Raw genomic sequence first — 16,654 nt, forward strand, 5'->3', positions numbered from 1 at the left:
GCGGGGCGGCGGGCGGAGAGCGGCGGTGATCGGGGGCCGGGTGATCGTGGGCCGGCCCGGGGAGGCGGTGCGCGGGCGCCCTCCCGGGCCGGCGGTGTGCTCGCGGGCCGTGGCCCGCGAGCCCGGCCGAGGGCCGTCCCCCTCGGCCGAGTTCGGGCGGCGGCGCCGGCCGGGCTAGGCCGCGGCGATGCGGGCCAGTCGGCGGGCCTGCTCGCCGGCGGCGCGCGCGATGGTCTCCTCGTCGGCGGTGGTGAGCCGGCCGTCCTCGACCACCGGCACCCCGTTGACCAGCGACAGGGTGATGGGCGCGGGGGCGCCGAAGACGAGCGCGGCGACCGGGTCCGCGATCGTGGAGTGGCCGATGCCGTCCAGCCGCCACAGCACCAGGTCGGCCAGCTTGCCCGGTTCGAGGGAGCCGATCTCCGCGTCCCGGCCCAGGACCTGGGCGCCGCCGTACGTGCCCATGCGCAGCGCCTGGCGGGCGCCCAACGCGTCGGCGCCGCCGGCGATGCGGTGCACGAGCAGCGCGGTACGCAGCTCGGTGTGCAGCTCGCCCGACTCGTTGGACGCGGTGCCGTCCACGCCGAGGCCCACCGGCACCCCGGCGCGCAGCAGGTCCGGTACCCGGGCGGTGCCGGCGGCGAGCCGGGCGTTGGACGAGGGGCAGTGGGCGACGCCCGTGCCGGTACGGGCGAAGGCGGCGATGTCGGAGTCGCTCAGGTGCACACAGTGGGCCATCCACACGTCGTCGCCGAGCCAGCCGGTGGACTCGAAGTAGTCGGTGGGGGCCATGCCGAACGTCTCCTTGCAGAACTGTTCCTCCTGCACCGTCTCGGAGCCGTGGGTGTGCAGCCGCACCCCCTTGCGGCGGGCCAGCGTCGCGGCGTCGCGAAGGAGTTCGGTGGAGACGGAGAACGGCGAGCAGGGCGCGACGCCGACGCGCAGCATCGAGTCGAAGGAGGGGTCGTGGTGGGTGTCGATGGCCGCCTCGGTGGCGGTCAGCGCCGCCTCGGTGGTCTCGACGGCGAAGTCGGGCGGCAGTCCGCCCTGTTCCGTGCCCAGGTCCATGGAGCCGCGCGTGGGGCTGAACCGCACGCCCAGCTCGCGCGCGGCCCGGATCTCCGCGCCGAGCAGGTCGCCGGCGCCGTGCGGGAAGATGTAGTGGTGGTCCATGGCGGTCGTGACGCCGCCCCTGGCCATCATGGCCAGCGAGCCGCGCGCCGCCTCGTACACCATCGGCTCGTCGATCCGCGCCCAGACCGGGTAGAGCGCGACGAGCCAGTCGAAGAGGCCCACGTCCTGGGCCAGGCCGCGGGTGAGCCACTGGTAGAAGTGGTGGTGGGTGTTGACGAGCCCGGGTGTGAGCAGGTGGCCCGTGCCGTCCACGCGCCGGGTCACGCCCCGCAGGTCGGCCGGGGCGGGACCCGGGCCCACGGACTCGACGCGGTTGCCCGCGACGACCACGTGGCCCGAGGCGTACTCGGTGTCGTGGGCGTCCACGGTGGCGACGGCGCAGTTCTCGATGACGGTGCGGGCCGGCGCGCCCGTCCGGTCCGCGCCGCGGCGCGGGTCGCGGGCGTGGTCCGCCGGGTCGGCTGGGGCTTCCGGTGCTGCCATGGGGGTTCCTCGGTGTCGTCGGGTCGAGGCGGGGCGGGCGCCGGGGGCCGGCGGCGGGGGCCGCTGGCGACCGACCGGCACCGCGTGTCGCGCCAACCGCCGTGCGGTGGCGGCGACTTCGCGCGCCCCGCCGCTCAGGGGCTGGTGAGGTCCGTCGGAATGGACTGGGTGGCGCCCTCGCGCAGGACGGTCGCCTCGATCAGGCCGTACGGGCGGTCGGCCGCGTAGTACACGGCACCGTCCGCGCTGGCGTTGGTGAGGCCGAAGGGTTCGAGGTCTACCAGGAAGTGGTGCTTGTTGGGCAGCGAGAGGCGGATCTCGTCCACCTCCTGGCGGTTGTTGATCACTCGCGAGCCCATCTGGAACAGCGTCTGCTGGAGGGAGAGGCTGTAGGTCTCGGCGAACGCCTGGAGCAGGTGGGTGCGGGTCTGCTCGTAGGCCGCGTCCCACCGTGGCGCGGGCTCCTCGTCGCTCGCCCAGCGGTAGCGCCAGCGGGCGTGCACGTCGGTGGCTAGGACGCGGTCGTACGTCTCCTTGAGGGTCGTGTACCGGTCCTTGGCGTAGCCCCAGAACTCCGAGTTGGTGGAGTTCAGGACGGTGAGCCCGGAGAGCCCGGAGATCACCTCCCAGCCGCGGCCGTCGTAGCTGACCTGCGCGGTGCGCACCTCCTGGCCCGCGCGTACGAAGGAGTGCCGGACCGCGTCGGCGCCGACGAGGCGGGAGGCGTCGTCGGAGGTCTCGATGCGCTGCCACGCGTACTCCTCGACGCGCACGCGCGCCCGGGTGATGGCTTCCTGGCTGGTGACGAAGTGCCGGGCGAGGAGGATGCCGAACTGCTCGGCCGAGGCGATGCCGTGCTCCTGGGCGAAGGCGAACACGGTGTTCTTGACGGTGTCGGTGGGCAGCACGTTCGCGTTGCTGCCCTCCAGGTGGACGTCGGTCATGTCGCCGGAGAGGGCGACCGAGACGTTCAGGTCCTTGAGGTGGTGGGTGGCGCCCTCCCGGCTGACCTTCACGACCCGGCACTCGGCCTTGCCGTACTGGTTCTGACCCAGCACGGCGGGCCCGGACCGGCCGGGGTCGTCGCGGGCCGCGGGGTGGCCGTTGGCGGACGAGGCGGGGCGCGCCGCGGACGCGGAGGACGCGGACGCGACGGAGGGCGTGGAGGACGCGGAGGACGCTGTCATGGCAGTGCTAGCTCCCTCGGTATACGGAGTAGCCGAACGGGTTGAGCAGCAGGGGCACGTGGTAGTGCTCGCCGGTGGCGACGGCGAAGGCCACCGTCACCTCCGGGAAGAACGCGCCGCCGTCGGCGCCCCCGGCCCGCTCGGAGGACGCGGCGAGGTGGGGGCCCACGTCGAAGCGCAGCCGCGCGTGCGTCGTGCCGGCGGGCAGCGTCGGCAGGCCCGTACAGCGCCCGTCGGCGTCGGTGGCGGCGCGCGCGTGCACGCTCCAGGCGGCGTCGGGTGAGGCGCGGGCGGAGAGTTCGACGCCGATCGCGGCGGCCGGCCGGCCCGCGCTGGTGTCCAGGACGTGGGTGGACACCGACGCCCGGGTGTCGCCGCTGGTGTGGGCCTCGCCGTTCTCGTCGCTCGTGAGGTGGTCGCTCATCCGGTTGCTCCCTCGTCTCCTTCGCTCGTGCCGGCGGTGGTGCCGGCCGCCCGGCCGGGGCCGCCGGGCTCCGGGCCCGCGGTGGCGAGTACCCCGTCAGCCAGCAGGTTGGACAGCCGGAGGCGATTGATCTTGCCTAGCTCGGCGCGGGCGACGGCGCGCTCCCGCTCGGGCGTGTTGCCGATCCGCTCCCGGATGGCCGCCAGCAACCCGTCGGCCGTCACCCCGGTGGCGCAGACGAGGAAGACGTGCCCGAACCGCTCCTGGTAGGCGAGGTTCAGCGCGAGCAGCTCGGCCCGGAGCGCCTCCGGCGCGCCCGCCATGCCGCGCTGTTCGTGCGCGGCGGTCGGGTCACCCGGGTGCGGGCGGCCGATCGGGGGGTGCCCGGCCATGGCCTCGGCCAGGTCCGCGTCGGTCAGCGCCGCCAGGGCGGCGTCGGCGGCGGCCAACAGGTCGTCGGCGCTGGCGTACGGGCGCCGCGCGAGGACGGCCGCGGCCCACGCGCGGCTCGCGCACACCGCGTGCAGGGCGGCGGACGCCGCGGCGTCATCGGCACCGTTGAACCGGGCGAGACCCGGTGGCGAACTCGACGTCACATCAGCCTCCGTTGTGGTGCGGTGAAACGGCTGAGCAGAGCCTGGGGCTGTACGGAGCCCCGAGTCGGGCGGGGTGTGGAGCCGTGCGGGTGTGGAGCTGTATGGCGGTCCGGACTCGGGCGGCGCGTGGGGCGGCGGGGACCGGCCGGTCGGATGGCCGGCCCGTCGGGCGGCGGATGGCGGCGAGCCGCGCCGGACGCGGCGGCCATCGGGGTGTCGGCGGATGTACGAGGCGGCAGGCGCCCGGCGCGACGACGCCACGGCCCGGGGCCGAGCGCGGTACGAGCGCCCGGGCTCGGGCTCGATCGTGCTTCCGGATAGCTAAGACCCTGCGCCGCACATCGTCAACAGTTTGTTGAAATTCTCGTGGCGCGCGCCACAACACCAGGGCCGCCGACCCGCGTTGGATCGACGGCCCGCACCGCGCGGCGCCCGGGGCGCTACTCGCCGGCCCGGCCGACCTTCTCCCTGTTCAGGTAGTTGTAGATGGTGAAGCGGCTCACGCCGAGCGCGGTCGCGGCCGTCTCCACGCCGTGGCGTACGGAGAAGGCGCCGCGCGCCTCCAGCACGCGGACCACCGACTGCTTGGCCTTGCGGTCCAGGTCCGCGAGCGGCATGCCGTGCCGCCGCTCCAGGTCGGCCAGGATGTGGTCGAGCGAGTCGGACAGATGCGGCAGGCGCACCGCGAGCACCTCCCGCCCCTCCCAGGAGAGCACGACGTCGTCGCCGGCCGCGCGCTCGGGCGGCACCATCTCGCCCCCCATGGCGTCGATGAGCGGCTTGACCGCCGCGGCGAAGGGGTGGTCCCCGACCTCGGTCACGCCCCCTCCTCCCGTACGACGTTGACCTGCACCGAGACGCGCGTCGCCCCGGCCTCGATGGACCGGCGCAGCAACGTGTCCACGGCCGCGAGGACGACGTCGGGGCGGCCCTCGACGGTGTTGCCGAACGGGCCCACGTCAACCGCGTCCAGATCGGCGGCCCGTACGACCTCCCGGGCCACCAACGCGTGGGACGGCGTCTCGTCCAGGTCGAACGGCTCGGTGGTGAATTCAACCCTGAGTCTCACCCGACCCAACCTACTGCGCCCCATCCCCCGCGACCGCGCCCAGCCCCTGGCAGCAGTGTGCCAGCCCGCTCGACGCTGTTCCATGAAGCAGAATCGACCTTCCGTATTGCGTTAGTTGATCAGGTGTGCGGGGGCACGGGAGGCGTCCGCGCCGTGGCTCGCGGGTGTCGGGCCGGATACGGGCGGGCGGTGCCGGACGGAGGGGACGGATCGCTTCCGCGCCAACCTGGGCGCCGTGGCCGGCCGCGCCGACGCGGTCGGCCGCCGGCGCGGGCACGGCCCCGGGCGCCGGGGCGGGCCCCGGCGCGGGGCACGGCCGGGCCGGCGTGCGGAAGGTTCGCGCACTACGGCACGGTCCGGCGGGCGCCCCTCGCCGCTCGCCGCGGTGAGGGGCGAGCGCCGGGGGCGCGTTTGGGCGGCGGTGCCCTCAAGTGACACGCCCTAAGTGGCCACGGCCGAAACCCGCTCGCCGTCTCCCCAACGCCCCGCGCATCGTGGACGATGGGAGCGCGTAGTAACCCAACCCCCCGTTCCACGTGTCCTGCTGGAGCCGACGATGGCCAAGAGCGTGCCGGTGCGGTGCCCGGCGTGCAGCCGTGAGCACTCGTTCACGCCGCCCACCTTCCCCTGCGCCTGCGGCGCCCCGCTGACCGTGCCGATCCTGGCCGGCCCGGTGGCCCGCCTCGACCACCGCACCTGGGAGGACTCCTGGGTCGCCGTGCGCTGCCACTCCTGCGGGCGCAGGGACCACTGGCCACAGCCCGAACTCGGCTGCCCGTGCGGCACGGTGGTGCGGCTGCCGGTGGCCGAGGCGCCGGAGGAGACCGGCAGCCGGCTCGCGACCACGGGCGGCGCCGGCGTCGCGGGCGCCACCGGCGCGCATCCCGCGCCCAGTTCGGCGGTGTTGCGGCCGGCGTTCCACCCGGTGACCATCCGCACCGGGCGGGACGTGGTGACCGCCGCCGCGCAGTACCTGAAGTGGCTCGGCTTCACCAGCATGCGCCGGGTGGAGGACCGCGCCCCCTCCGGGGTCGACCTGCGCGGGCCCGGCATCGTCGCCCAGGTGGACCCCACGACCCGGCCCACCGGGGTGCGCGACGTGGAGTGCCTGTGGCTGCACGGCCTGAGCGAGGCGGCCGTCAGCGTCTTCTTCTCGCTCGCGGGGTACGCGCGCATCGCGAGATCGCGCGCGGACGAGCTGTACCTGCCGCTGTTCGTGATGGACCTCACCGGCACCCCGCAGCCGGTCAACGACCCGGCGGACGACCTGATCCGGATGGGCCCACCCGAGGTCTGAGCGCCCGGGCCGGTCATGGCCGCGGGCCGCGCAGGGCCTCGACGGTCTCCTCCCGCAGCACCGCCTTGCGGACCTTGCCGCTGGCCGTCAGCGGGAAGTCGGCCACGACCCGTACCAGGCGCGGGGTCTTGAAGCGCGCGAGGTGGCCCTCGCAGTACGCCGCGACCTCGTCCACGGTCAGCTCCCGCGCGCCCGGCGCGAGGATGACGCAGGCGGCGATCTCCTCCCCGTACTTCTCGTCCGGCACGCCCACCACCTGCACGTCGGCGATCTTCGGATGCGCGTGCAGGAACTCCTCGATCTCGCGCGGGTACACGTTCTCGCCACCCCGGATGATCATGTCCTTCATCCGGCCGACGATCTGCACGTACCCGTCGTCGCCCATCACCGCCAGGTCCCCGGTGTGCATCCAGCGCGCCGCGTCGATCACCTCGGCCGTCCGCTCGGGCTCCGCCCAGTAGCCGAGCATGACGCTGTAGCCGCGCACGCACAGCTCGCCGCGCTCGCCCCGTTCCACGGTGAGCCCCGTGACCGGATCGATGACCTTGAGTTCCAGGTACGGGTGGGCCACTCCGACCGTCTCGGTGCGCCGGCGCAGCGTGAGCAGGGCGCTCTCGTCCGCCGCCGGCAGCAGGGTCTGGGTGGCGATCGGGGAGGTCTCGGTCATGCCGTACGCGATGGCGATCTCGGACAGGTGCATCTCGGCGATGACCCGCTTCATCACCTCGGCCGGGCACGGCGAGCCGCCCATGATGCCGGTGCGCAGCGTGGACAGGTCGTAGGTGGCGAAGTCGGGGAGATTCAGCTCGGCGATGAACATCGTCGGCACCCCGTACAGCGACGTGCACCGCTCCCGCTCGACGGCGCGCAGCGTGGCGGCGGGGTCGAAGGACGGGGCGGGGATGACGGCGCAGGCGCCGTGGCTGACGGCCGCCAGCACGCCGACGACCATGCCGAAGGTGTGGTAGAGCGGCACCGGCAGGCAGATCCGGTCGTGCTCGGTGTAGCGCAGCAGACTGCCGGTGATGCGGGCGTTGTTGAGGATGCTGTGGTGCGAGAGGGTCGCGCCCTTGGGGTGGCCGGTGGTGCCGGAGGTGTACTGGATGTTGATGGGGTCGTCGCAGCTCAGCGTGGCGGCACGGGCGGCCAGTTCGTCGTCGCCCGCGTCGTGGCCGGCGCCCCGGCCCGTACGCCGGTCCGCCCCCCGGCCCGCTTCGCCGGCAGCGCGCTCGCCCGCCGCCAGCAGCGCGGTCCAGGACGCGTCGCCGAGGTGCACGACCTCGCGCAGGTCGGGGCACGCGGCCCGCGCCGCGCGCACCACGGCCCGGCAGTCGGTGCCCCGGTACTCACTGGCGGCGACGAGGACGCTGGTCCCCGACTGCCGGAGCGCGTACGCCAACTCGTCCGCCCCGTAGGCCGGGTTGAGGCTGACCAGGATGGCGCCGACGCGGGCGGCGGCGAGCTGTACCAGCACCCATTCGGCGCTGCTCGGCGCCCAGATGCCGACGCGCTCGCCCGCCGCCACGCCGTACGCGAGCAGCCCGCGGGCGACCTCGGCCACCGAGGCGTCCAGTTCGGCGTAGCTCCAGCGGCGGCCACTGGCCGCCTCCACCAGCGCCTCGCGGTCGCCGTGCCGGCTGGTGGTCTCGGCCAGCGCCGCGCCGATCGTCTGCCCGGTCAGCGTCAGTTCGCCGCCGGGGCTGCTCGCGTACGAGAGGGTCATCGTCAGCTGGCCCTCTCGGCGACCGAGCGGCGCGGGGCCGGGGCGGCGGGCTCGACGGGTGGCGCGGGCCGCTGCGGGGCCAGGGCCCGGGCGACCTCGTCGCGCAGCTCCACCTTGCGGACCTTGCCGCTGACCGTCATCGGGAAGGACTCGACCACGCGCAGGTAGCGGGGCACCTTGTAGTGCGCGAGGCGGCCCCGGCAGAAGCGGGCCAGCTCGTCGCGGGTGAGCGGGTTGGCCGGGTCGCGCAGGATGACGCAGGCGGCGATCTCCTCCCCGTACTTCTCGTCCGGCACGCCCACCACCTGCACGTCGGCGATCTTCGGGTGGGAGTAGAGGAACTCCTCGATCTCGCGCGGGTACACGTTCTCGCCACCCCGGATGATCATGTCCTTGATCCGGCCGACGATCTGCACGTACCCGTCCTCGCGCAGCACCGCCAGGTCCCCGGTGTGCATCCAGCGCGCCGAGTCGATCACCTCGGCCGTGCGCTCGGGCTGCTCCCAGTAGCCGAGCATCACCGAGTAGCCGCGGGTGCACAGCTCGCCGGCCTCGCCACGGGGCAGGGTCACGCCGGTGGCCGGGTCGACCACCTTGACCTCGATGTGCGGCATCACCCGCCCGACGGTGGCGGTGCGGCGCTCCAGGTCGTCGTCGACCCGGGTCTGGGTGGAGACCGGCGACGTCTCGGTCATGCCGTACGCGATGGCGACCTCGGCCATGTGCATCTCGGCGACCACCCGTCGCATGACCTCCACCGGACACGGCGAGCCGGCCATGATGCCGGTGCGCAGCGTGGTCAGGTCGTAGGTGGCGAAGTCGGGGAGGTTCAGCTCGGCGATGAACATCGTCGGCACCCCGTACAGCGACGTGCACCGCTCCCGCTCGACCGCGTGCAGGGTGGCGACGGGGTCGAAGGACGGGGCGGGGATGACCACGCAGGCGCCGTGGCTGGTGGCGGCGAGGTTGCCCATGACCATGCCGAAGCAGTGGTAGAAGGGCACCGGCACGCAGATCCGGTCGCGCTCGGTGTAGTTGATCAACTCGCCCACGAAGAAGCCGTTGTTGAGGATGTTGTGGTGGGAGAGCGTCGCGCCCTTGGGGAAGCCGGTGGTGCCCGAGGTGTACTGGATGTTCACCGGGTCGTCGCAGCTCAACTGGGCCTGGCGGGCGGCGAGCCGCTCCGGCGCGACGGCGGCTCCGGCGCGCACCAGGCCGTCCCAGGTCGGGTCGCCGATGTAGACGACGTCGCGCAGCGCCTTGCAGTCGGCGCGGACCTGCTCGACCATGCGCCGGTAGTCGCTGGTCTTGTGCTCGATCGAGGAGACCAGGACCTGGATGCCGGCCTGTTCGAGCACGTAGCGCAGCTCGTGGACGCGGTAGGCCGGGTTGATGTTGACCATGATCGCGCCGATCCGGGCCGCCGCGTACTGCACCAGCACCCACTCCGGGCAGTTGATCGCCCAGATGCCGACCCGGTCGCCCTTGCCGACGCCCTTGGCCATCAGGCCACGGGCGACCCCGTCCACCGCCTGCCCGAACTCGGTGTACGTCCAGCGCCGCCCGCTGGCCATGTCCACCAGCGCCTCGCGGTCCCCGAAGCGGGCGATGGCCGCGTCGAGGTTGGCCCCGATGGTCTCGCCGAGCAGCGGCGAGTCACCGGCGCCGCTGGCGTACGACAGGGCGGGTGGCGACTGGCCCGACTCCACGCGCCCGGGGGTCAGCGTCTGGCCGGCGGCGGCCTCGGGGTGTCGCTCGGCGGCCGGTCGCGCGGCGGTGCCCGCGTCCTGGCCCGTACTGGCCGGCGCCGCGCCGGTGGTGGCGGGCTCGGTGCTCTGACTGCTGGTGGCGGGGCCGGTCATGAGGACTCCTCACGGTATTCGGCGGCGCCGCCCCCCTGGGCGGTACGCTCGCGCAGCTCGATGCGGCGGATCTTGCCGGAAACGGTCTTGGGCAGCTCGGCGAACTCGATGCGGCGCACCCGCTTGTAGGGCGCGAGCACCGCGCGCGAGTGCGCGAACAGCTCCTTCGCGGTCTCGGGCCCCGGCTCCCAGCCCTCGGCGAGCACCACGTACGCCTTCGGCACGGCGAGCCGCACCGGGTCGGGCGCGGGCACCACGGCGGCCTCGGCCACGGCCTCGTGTTCGAGCAGCGCGCTCTCCAGCTCGAACGGCGAGATCTTGTAGTCGGACGCCTTGAACACGTCGTCGGCCCGCCCCACGTACGTGATGTAGCCCTCCGCGTCACGCGCGCCGATGTCCCCGGTGCGGTAGTAGCCGTCGGACATGGCCTCGGCGGTGCGCTCGGGGTCGCCCGCGTACCCGGTCATCAGGCCCACCGGCCGCGCGGACAGGTCGAGGCAGATCTCGCCCTCGTCGGCGGGCACGCCGGTGACCGGGTCGAGCAGCGCGACGGCGAAGCCGGGCGTGGGCCGCCCCATGGAGCCGGTCTTGAGCGGCTGGCCCGGCGTGTTGGCGACCTGCACGGCCGTCTCGGTCTGCCCGAACCCGTCCCGGATGGTCACCCCCCACTCCCGCCGCACCTGCTCGATGACCTCGGGGTTGAGCGGCTCGCCGGCCGCCACGGCCTCCCGTGGCGCGGAGCGCAGCGCGCTCAGGTCGGCCTGGATGAGCATCCGCCACACGGTGGGCGGCGCGCAGAACGTGGTGACGGCGCACCGGTCCATCTCGGCCATCAGCCGCGCCGCGTCGAAGCGGGTGTAGTTGAACACGAAGACGGTGGCCTCCGCGTTCCACGGGGCGAAGAGGTTGGACCAGGCGTGCTTGGCCCAGCCCGGCGAGGAGATGTTCAGGTGCACGTCGCCGGGCTTGAGGCCGATCCAGTACATGGTGGCCAGGTGGCCGACGGGGTACGAGACATGGGTGTGCTCGACGAGCTTGGGCTTGGCCGTGGTGCCCGAGGTGAAGTAGAGCATCAGCGGGTCGCTGGCGCGGGTCGGCCCCTCGGGCGTGAAGTCGGCGGGCGCGGCGTAGGCGTCCGCGTAGTCGAGCCAGCCCGGCGCCTCGTCCCCGGCGCCCACCACGATCCGCGTGTAGTCGCCGGGCACGTCGGCGAACTTGACGGTGTCCAGGGCGCGGGCGACGACGTGCCGGGCGCCGCCCCGCTCGATCCGGTCCGTGAGGTCGGCGGGGCCGAGCAGCGGCGTGGCGGGGATGACGACGGCGCGCAGCTTCATGGCGGCCAGCGCGGTCTCCCACAGCTCGGCCTGGTTGCCGAGCATCACCACCATCCGGTCGCCGGCGCGCACACCCTGGGCGCGCAGCCAGTTGGCCACCTGGTTGGAGCGCGCGCGCAGCTCGGCGAAGGAGAGGCGGGTCTCCGTGCCGTCCTCCTCCACGATGTGCAGGGCCGTCCGGTCCACCCGCTCGGCCAGCGGGTCGAACCAGTCGAGCGCCCAGTTGAACACCTCGGGGCGCGGCCACTGGAACCCGGCGTAGGCAGCCGCGTAGTCCTCCCGGTGCCGGAGCAGGAAGTCCCGCGCCGCCCGGAACTCTTCGGTCGGACCGATTACCGCCACATGTCCTCCTCATTGCCAAAGCGCTCGCTAGCATCGTGCGACGAGTGATCTGAGTCTCACTACCCCCGGACGGGGGTGACGGTATTTACGGGGAGGTGTCGGTGGCGGATACGTACGGCGCCGTGGAAATGCGGTCCGCGCTCGGACGGATGCGACGGAGCGGCGGACTACCGGTCGCGTTCGGTGGACTGTTCGAGGGGACCCGCCAATTCCGCATAGCCGAACTGGCCGGCACGGCCACGCCCGTGCTCCTCGGTCTCACCATTACCACCGGCAACGGGCTCGGAGGCAAGGCCATGGCGCTCTCCCGCCCCGTCTACGTATCGGACTACCCCGCCTCCCGGGTCATCAGCCACGAGTACGACGCGGCCGTCGCGGCGGAGGGGCTGCGCTGCGTGCTCGCGGTCCCGGTGGTGGTGCGGCGCCGGGTGCGGGGGGTGCTGTACGGGGCGCTGCGGCAGCCGATGGCGCTCGGCGACCGCACCATGTCGGTGGCGGTCGAGGCGGCCCGCGAGTTGGAGCAGGCGCTCGCCGTGCGCGACGCCGCGCAGGACGAGGCGCAGCGGGTGCTGACCGCCACGTCGCGCCCGCCGGAGGCGGACCCGTCGGCGTGGGAGGAGGTACGCGCGGCCCACGGCGAACTGCGGGCGCTGGCCCAGCGCGTGCACGACCAGAAGCTCCGCCACGACCTGCTCGCCGTCCTCGGCCGGCTGGCCACCGCCTCGCCCGAGGCCACTCCCCCGCCCGACCGGGCGCCCCACCTGCCCACGGTCGAGCTGTCGCCGCGCGAGGTGGACGTGCTCGCCTGCGTGGCGTCGGGCGCCACCAACGCGACGGCGGCCGACCGGCTCGGGCTGCGCCCGGAGACCGTCAAGAGCTATCTGCGGTCGTCCATGCGGAAGCTGGGCGCCCACACCCGGCTCCAGGCCGTGGTCTCGGCGCGCCGGGCGGGGCTGTTGCCGTAGCGGTCCGGGGGTGCGGCGACTGCTGTCCGTGGACGTGGCCGTGGGCGCCGCCGCGATCCGTGGTCGTGGCTGGCGGTCGCGGTTGTGGTCGCCGTCGCCGTCGCAGGTGTGGTCGTGGCCGTGGTGCGCGGGGGGCGCGTGGGAGCGCGTTGACGCACTCGGGTTCGTCCGGGCGCCGGCAAAGGGTGCGCGACCGCCCGCCCCTGCCGGCGACGGGCCCACGGCGGGCGAAACGCGGTGGCGTTCGGCGCCGCCCGCGGGTAGGCAGGGGCCCATGATCGAACGCCAGGCCCTCGCCACGAAGCCCACCCTCACCGGGGAACGGCTGCGGCTGGTCCCCCTCACCGCGTCCCACGCCGACGCGATGTACGCCTCGACCACCGACCCCGAGACGCGGCGGCTGACCGGCACGCACCGCTCCTTCACCCCGGCCCAGATCGCCGACTGGTGCGCGAGCCGCGCGGAGCAGCCGGACCGGCTCGACCTGGCCGTCGAGGACCTGGCCAGCGGCGCGTTCCTCGGCGAGATGGCGCTGACCGAGGTGGACCCGGACAACGAGTCGGCCGCGCTCCGCGTCTCGCTGGCCCCCCACGCACGCGGCCGGGGCGTCGGCCCCGAGGCCGTCCGGCTGCTGCTCGACTACGCCTTCGACCAGGTGCGGCTGCACCGGGTGTGGCTTGAGGTGTTCGCGTTCAACGACCGGGCCAGGCGCGCGTACGAGCGCTGCGGCTTCCGCCTGGAGGGCCGGCTACGCCACGCGTTCCACTGGGCGGGCGAGCGGCACGACAAGCTGCTGATGGCCGCCCTGAACGAGCCCCCGGCCAGCCGCGGGTAGCCCCTCCCCGGGGCGCGGACAACCCTCCCCCGGACAGGAGGTGCCGTTCCGGCGGGTGCGGGGCCGGGGCGTGCCGCCTCCCCGGCGGCATCGCCGACACCTGCCGGCCGAATACGCTCGCGACGGGATCGAGGGCACGGTCACGAAGGCCGACGGCCGAGCAGCCGGTGCGGCATCGTGGCACTGTTCGGATACGACGGCGGTGTGGAAGGGGATGGGCTGGCATGGCTCTGCGGTTCGGGTTGGTGGGCACGGGCGCGTGGGCGCGCGACACGCACGGAGCTGGTGTGCGTGCCAGCACGGGCGGGTTGCTCGCCGGGGTGTGGGGACGGTCGCCCGAGCGGACCGCGCGGACCGCCGACGCGCTGGGGGCGCCGGCCTACGACAGCTTCGACGCGTTCCTGGCGGACGTGGACGCCGTCGTCTTCGCCGTCCCGCCCACCGTCCAGCCCGACCTCGCCGAGCGCGCCGCACGCGCGGGCCGCCACCTGTTGCTGGAGAAGCCGGTGGCGGTCGACCCGGGGCAGGCCGCCCGGGTCCGCGCGGCCGTCCGCGCCTCCGACGTCGCCTCGCTGACCTTCCTCACCTGCCGCTTCCGGCCCGAGCAGCGCGTGTGGATCGACGCGGCGGAGCGTACCGGCGGCTGGCACACGGCCTCCGCCGTCTGGCTCGTGCCGCTCTACGACCCGCGAGAGCGCCCGGCCCCGGGCGACTGGCGGCGCAGTGAAGGTGCCCTGTGGGACATCGGCCCGCACGCGCTGTCCATCCTGTCCCCGCTGCTCGGACCCGTCGAACGGGTCGCGGCGCTGGCCGGACGCGGCGACACCGTGCACCTGACGACCCGACACGCCTCGGGCGCCACCGGTACCGCCGCGCTGAGCCTGACCGCGCCGCCCACCGCCCGTCAGGTGGTGACCACCGCCGTCGGCGAGGAGGGTGTGCACACTCTCCCCCGGGGCTTCACGACCGCCTCGCTGGCCGCGGCCGAGGCGGTCGACACGCTCGTGACCATGGTCGCCGACGGGCGCCGGGACCACCCGTGCGACGTGGACTTCGGGGACGAGATCGTGCGCGTACTGGACGCCGCCCGGCGCTCGCTCGCCGAGGACCGTACGGTCCAGGTCGCCGGGCCGGAGCGGCCCTGAGCGCCGGCGGCGGCGTCCCGGAGGCGGTGGATGATCGACCAGTCCGTTGGCCTCCCGGCCGGGATGATCCGGCGGTGGCCCCGGGGAGCTCGGCCGTCAGCGTGTGACGTCCACGAAGACCGGGTTGGTGTAGAACCACGTGTCGAGCCACGGGTCACCCTTGCCGGGCTCGTGGGGGAGCGGGCCGTGGGGGTCGATCTTCGCGCCGAGGAAGCCCGCGCCGTGGCGCTTGCCGTCGCTGCCGCGCAGGCGCAGGTAGAAGGGGTGCTCCGCGCGCCCGACCGGGATGCGCAGGGTGTACGTACCGCGACGGCCCGCCACGTCGGAGGTGTGGACGACCCGGGTGTCCGGGGCTCGCCAGTCGTCGCGGTCGGCGGCCGGCCCGCGGACCGCGCCGCGGATGACGTCGACGTGTCGCAGCCGGGGCAGCACACCGTACGGGTTGCGGCGGGAGGCCGCGGTCACGGTCACGGTGAGGGTGAGCCGCTCGCCCCGCCGGGCCCGCAGCCGGCCGCCGAGGGTGGCACTGTTGCCGCGCTCGCCGCGCACCTTGACGTCGATGCCGTCGACGAGGTGGCCGTGGTCGACCCAGACCCGCCCGGCACGCAGCCCCTCCATCACGTGCCGGTAGCCGTACCGGGTGACCCCCACGTGCGTGCGGCTGAACTGGCCGGGCCAGAAGTCGCCGCCGGGCTGCGGTTCGGTGGTGTTGTACGGGTCGGGGAGGCGGCCGGTGTTGTCGAAGTTCTGCCCGGGTCGCCAGTCACCGTTGACCCAGGTGTCCTGGGCGACGCGGTGGACGTCGGAGTTGGAGGTGATGGTGAAGAGCTTGCCCTCCGCCAGCATCGCGTCCCACATGCCGCCCACGGTCGCGGTCGCCCAGTCGAAGCCGCCGTAGGTGACGTACGCCTCGCGCGGATAGCCGGGCCAGGAGTCCGCGGAGGGCGAGTTGGTGTACTCGCCGCGTACGTTGGTGTCCGCGTGCCAGCCGGGGATCGCGCCTGCCTGGGCGCCGGGAGCGCCCTCCATGCCGATCATGATGTCGGGGGCCGCGTCGCGCCAACCGCGCAGCTCGTGCGGGGAGTCGATGCCGAGCCGCATGGGGTGGTTGGCGAGGACCAGGACGTCGTCCACGTACCGGGTGCGTCGCTGCTCGGCCAGCCACTTGAGGGCCTTGATCGCGTGCGCCTCGTTGCGCGGGGTGTCGGGGTGGTTCGGGCCGCCGGCCGTGTAGCCGAGCAGCTTGCCGTCGAAGGCTTCCTCGAAGCGGGTGAGCAGGTCGACCTCGTGCCGGCCGGGCGGCGAGAAGACGGTGCAGTGTTCGGCACCGGGGATGTACCACTCAAGGCCCTGGAAGATCAGCATGCGCCGGTTCTCGGCACGGGCCCGCAGGATCTCGCGGTGCTCCCGCGCGGCACCGAACCTGGCGTGGCCGATGTTGCTGTGCTCGGTGAAGACCATCCAGTCAAGGCCGAACTTCCGCCCCGCCGAGGCTATCTGGGAGAACGTGTACTTGGCGTCGTGGCTGTAGACGGTGTGGTTGTGGTGGTCCCCCACCAGGTAGACCAGGTTGGGGGCGTGGTCGTGCCCGCCGTGACCGTGGCCGGGACCGTGTCCCCCGTGCCCGTGCCCGCGCCCGTGGGCCAGCGCGGGAAGGGGCAGCGAGGCGGCGGCGAACCCCGCCCCGAACAGGCCGGCGCGACGCATCAGCCCTCGACGGCTGAGCCCCTGCGGGTCGAGTGATTCCGCGGGCACCTGGGGGTCGGCCCATTCGGGCACAGGGTGGGTCATGACGTGCTGTTCTCCGTCGGGTAGGAACATTTCGCGTGAAGAGGAGGATTTCTGGAACGCGAAACGACCGGGTGAATCGGGGGCGAACTTCGCGGACTCCCCCTGTGACGGACAAGCGGGGTGCGTGACTCGTGACTCATGACTCGTGATCAGGGCATCACCGCTGGTCACCGCTGTCTGAGGTGCGGCGGGAGCCACGGGTGCCGGCGGGGCGAAGGCCAACGCGCGAAGAGGCCAACCCTCGTCGAAGGGGTCAACCCTCGCGGGGCACACCCTCCAGCGTGTGCCGGCCCCGCGACTGTCGCAGGCGGTGGCGAGTACACCCGCGCCGACGAAGGGTGGTTCCGGAGCGTGGCTCGCCCCGCTGTCCCGACCATGGGCGATGCGAAGCGTCAACAGCGTCGGGGAGAAGCCGCGACGCGCCCCAACGCGGTACGGAGAACCCGCGCTTCCCGTCAGCCGGGCGT

13 protein-coding genes and 1 pseudogene are annotated in these 16,654 nt (G+C 73.9%); 4 read left to right on the forward strand and 10 right to left on the reverse strand.

What is annotated here, in order from left to right:
* Window positions 1-174: 174 nt before the first annotated feature.
* The 6 genes and pseudogenes from OYE22_RS05640 to OYE22_RS05665 form a co-directional block, all read right to left on the reverse strand.
* Entirely contained in the window at window positions 175-1,617 is a 1,443-nt protein-coding gene (locus tag OYE22_RS05640; RefSeq protein ID WP_277319380.1) for an 8-oxoguanine deaminase, read from the reverse strand.
* Window positions 1,618-1,751: 134 nt separating this feature from the next.
* Window positions 1,752-2,804 (reverse strand): factor-independent urate hydroxylase, encoded by a 1,053-nt coding sequence (gene pucL / locus OYE22_RS05645; protein ID WP_277319381.1) that lies wholly within the window; start codon window positions 2,802-2,804, stop codon window positions 1,752-1,754.
* A 7-nt stretch (window positions 2,805-2,811) separates the two neighbouring features.
* A complete protein-coding gene (gene uraH / locus OYE22_RS05650; RefSeq protein ID WP_277319382.1) occupies window positions 2,812-3,228 on the reverse strand; it encodes a hydroxyisourate hydrolase in 417 nt (138 codons plus the stop codon).
* A gap of 95 nt (window positions 3,229-3,323) precedes the next feature.
* A pseudogene (uraD, locus tag OYE22_RS05655) lies at window positions 3,324-3,824 on the reverse strand (2-oxo-4-hydroxy-4-carboxy-5-ureidoimidazoline decarboxylase); the annotation flags it as partial.
* 440 nt (window positions 3,825-4,264) lie between these two features.
* On the reverse strand, window positions 4,265-4,645 hold the full coding sequence (locus OYE22_RS05660; RefSeq protein WP_277319383.1) for a helix-turn-helix domain-containing protein: 381 nt from the start codon (window positions 4,643-4,645) through the stop codon (window positions 4,265-4,267).
* Window positions 4,642-4,893 (reverse strand): thiamine-binding protein, encoded by a 252-nt coding sequence (locus tag OYE22_RS05665; protein WP_277319384.1) that lies wholly within the window; start codon window positions 4,891-4,893, stop codon window positions 4,642-4,644. Before OYE22_RS05665 ends, OYE22_RS05660 begins: the two co-directional genes overlap by 4 nt.
* A 556-nt stretch (window positions 4,894-5,449) precedes the next feature.
* Here OYE22_RS05665 and OYE22_RS05670 point away from each other — a divergent pair.
* Window positions 5,450-6,190 carry a hypothetical protein gene (locus tag OYE22_RS05670; RefSeq protein WP_277319385.1) on the forward strand — a complete coding sequence of 247 codons (741 nt, stop codon included), beginning with the start codon at window positions 5,450-5,452 and terminating at the stop codon, window positions 6,188-6,190.
* 13 nt (window positions 6,191-6,203) lie between these two features.
* On the opposite strand, the gene OYE22_RS05675 is transcribed toward OYE22_RS05670, so the two are convergent.
* From OYE22_RS05675 to OYE22_RS05685, 3 genes are read right to left on the reverse strand one after another with little or no spacing between them, the layout of a single operon-like run.
* On the reverse strand, window positions 6,204-7,913 hold the full coding sequence (locus OYE22_RS05675) for an AMP-binding protein (RefSeq protein WP_277319386.1): 1,710 nt from the start codon (window positions 7,911-7,913) through the stop codon (window positions 6,204-6,206).
* Between the two features lie 2 nt (window positions 7,914-7,915).
* The gene (locus tag OYE22_RS05680; RefSeq protein ID WP_277319387.1) at window positions 7,916-9,775 is read right to left on the reverse strand and encodes an AMP-binding protein; all 1,860 of its coding nucleotides are present in this window, start codon (window positions 9,773-9,775) and stop codon (window positions 7,916-7,918) included.
* Window positions 9,772-11,442 carry an AMP-binding protein gene (locus OYE22_RS05685; RefSeq protein WP_277323997.1) on the reverse strand — a complete coding sequence of 557 codons (1,671 nt, stop codon included), beginning with the start codon at window positions 11,440-11,442 and terminating at the stop codon, window positions 9,772-9,774. Before OYE22_RS05685 ends, OYE22_RS05680 begins: the two co-directional genes overlap by 4 nt.
* A gap of 137 nt (window positions 11,443-11,579) precedes the next feature.
* Here OYE22_RS05685 and OYE22_RS05690 point away from each other — a divergent pair, with 137 nt between their 5' ends.
* From OYE22_RS05690 to OYE22_RS05700, 3 genes are all read left to right on the forward strand, one after another.
* Complete coding sequence (locus tag OYE22_RS05690) at window positions 11,580-12,416, forward strand: LuxR family transcriptional regulator (protein ID WP_277323998.1); 837 nt, start codon at window positions 11,580-11,582, stop codon at window positions 12,414-12,416.
* A 274-nt stretch (window positions 12,417-12,690) separates the two neighbouring features.
* Window positions 12,691-13,251 carry a GNAT family protein gene (locus OYE22_RS05695; protein WP_277319388.1) on the forward strand — a complete coding sequence of 187 codons (561 nt, stop codon included), beginning with the start codon at window positions 12,691-12,693 and terminating at the stop codon, window positions 13,249-13,251.
* A gap of 224 nt (window positions 13,252-13,475) precedes the next feature.
* Window positions 13,476-14,396: a Gfo/Idh/MocA family oxidoreductase gene (locus OYE22_RS05700; RefSeq protein ID WP_277319389.1), complete on the forward strand. Its 921-nt coding sequence runs from the start codon at window positions 13,476-13,478 to the stop codon at window positions 14,394-14,396.
* Window positions 14,397-14,492: 96 nt separating this feature from the next.
* Here OYE22_RS05700 and OYE22_RS05705 read toward each other — a convergent pair whose 3' ends face one another.
* Entirely contained in the window at window positions 14,493-16,187 is a 1,695-nt protein-coding gene (locus OYE22_RS05705) for a PHP domain-containing protein (protein WP_277319390.1), read from the reverse strand.
* Between the last annotated feature and the right edge of the window lie 467 nt (window positions 16,188-16,654).

Source organism: Streptomyces sp. 71268 (genome assembly GCF_029392895.1).
In the GTDB taxonomy this organism is placed as follows: domain Bacteria; phylum Actinomycetota; class Actinomycetes; order Streptomycetales; family Streptomycetaceae; genus Streptomyces.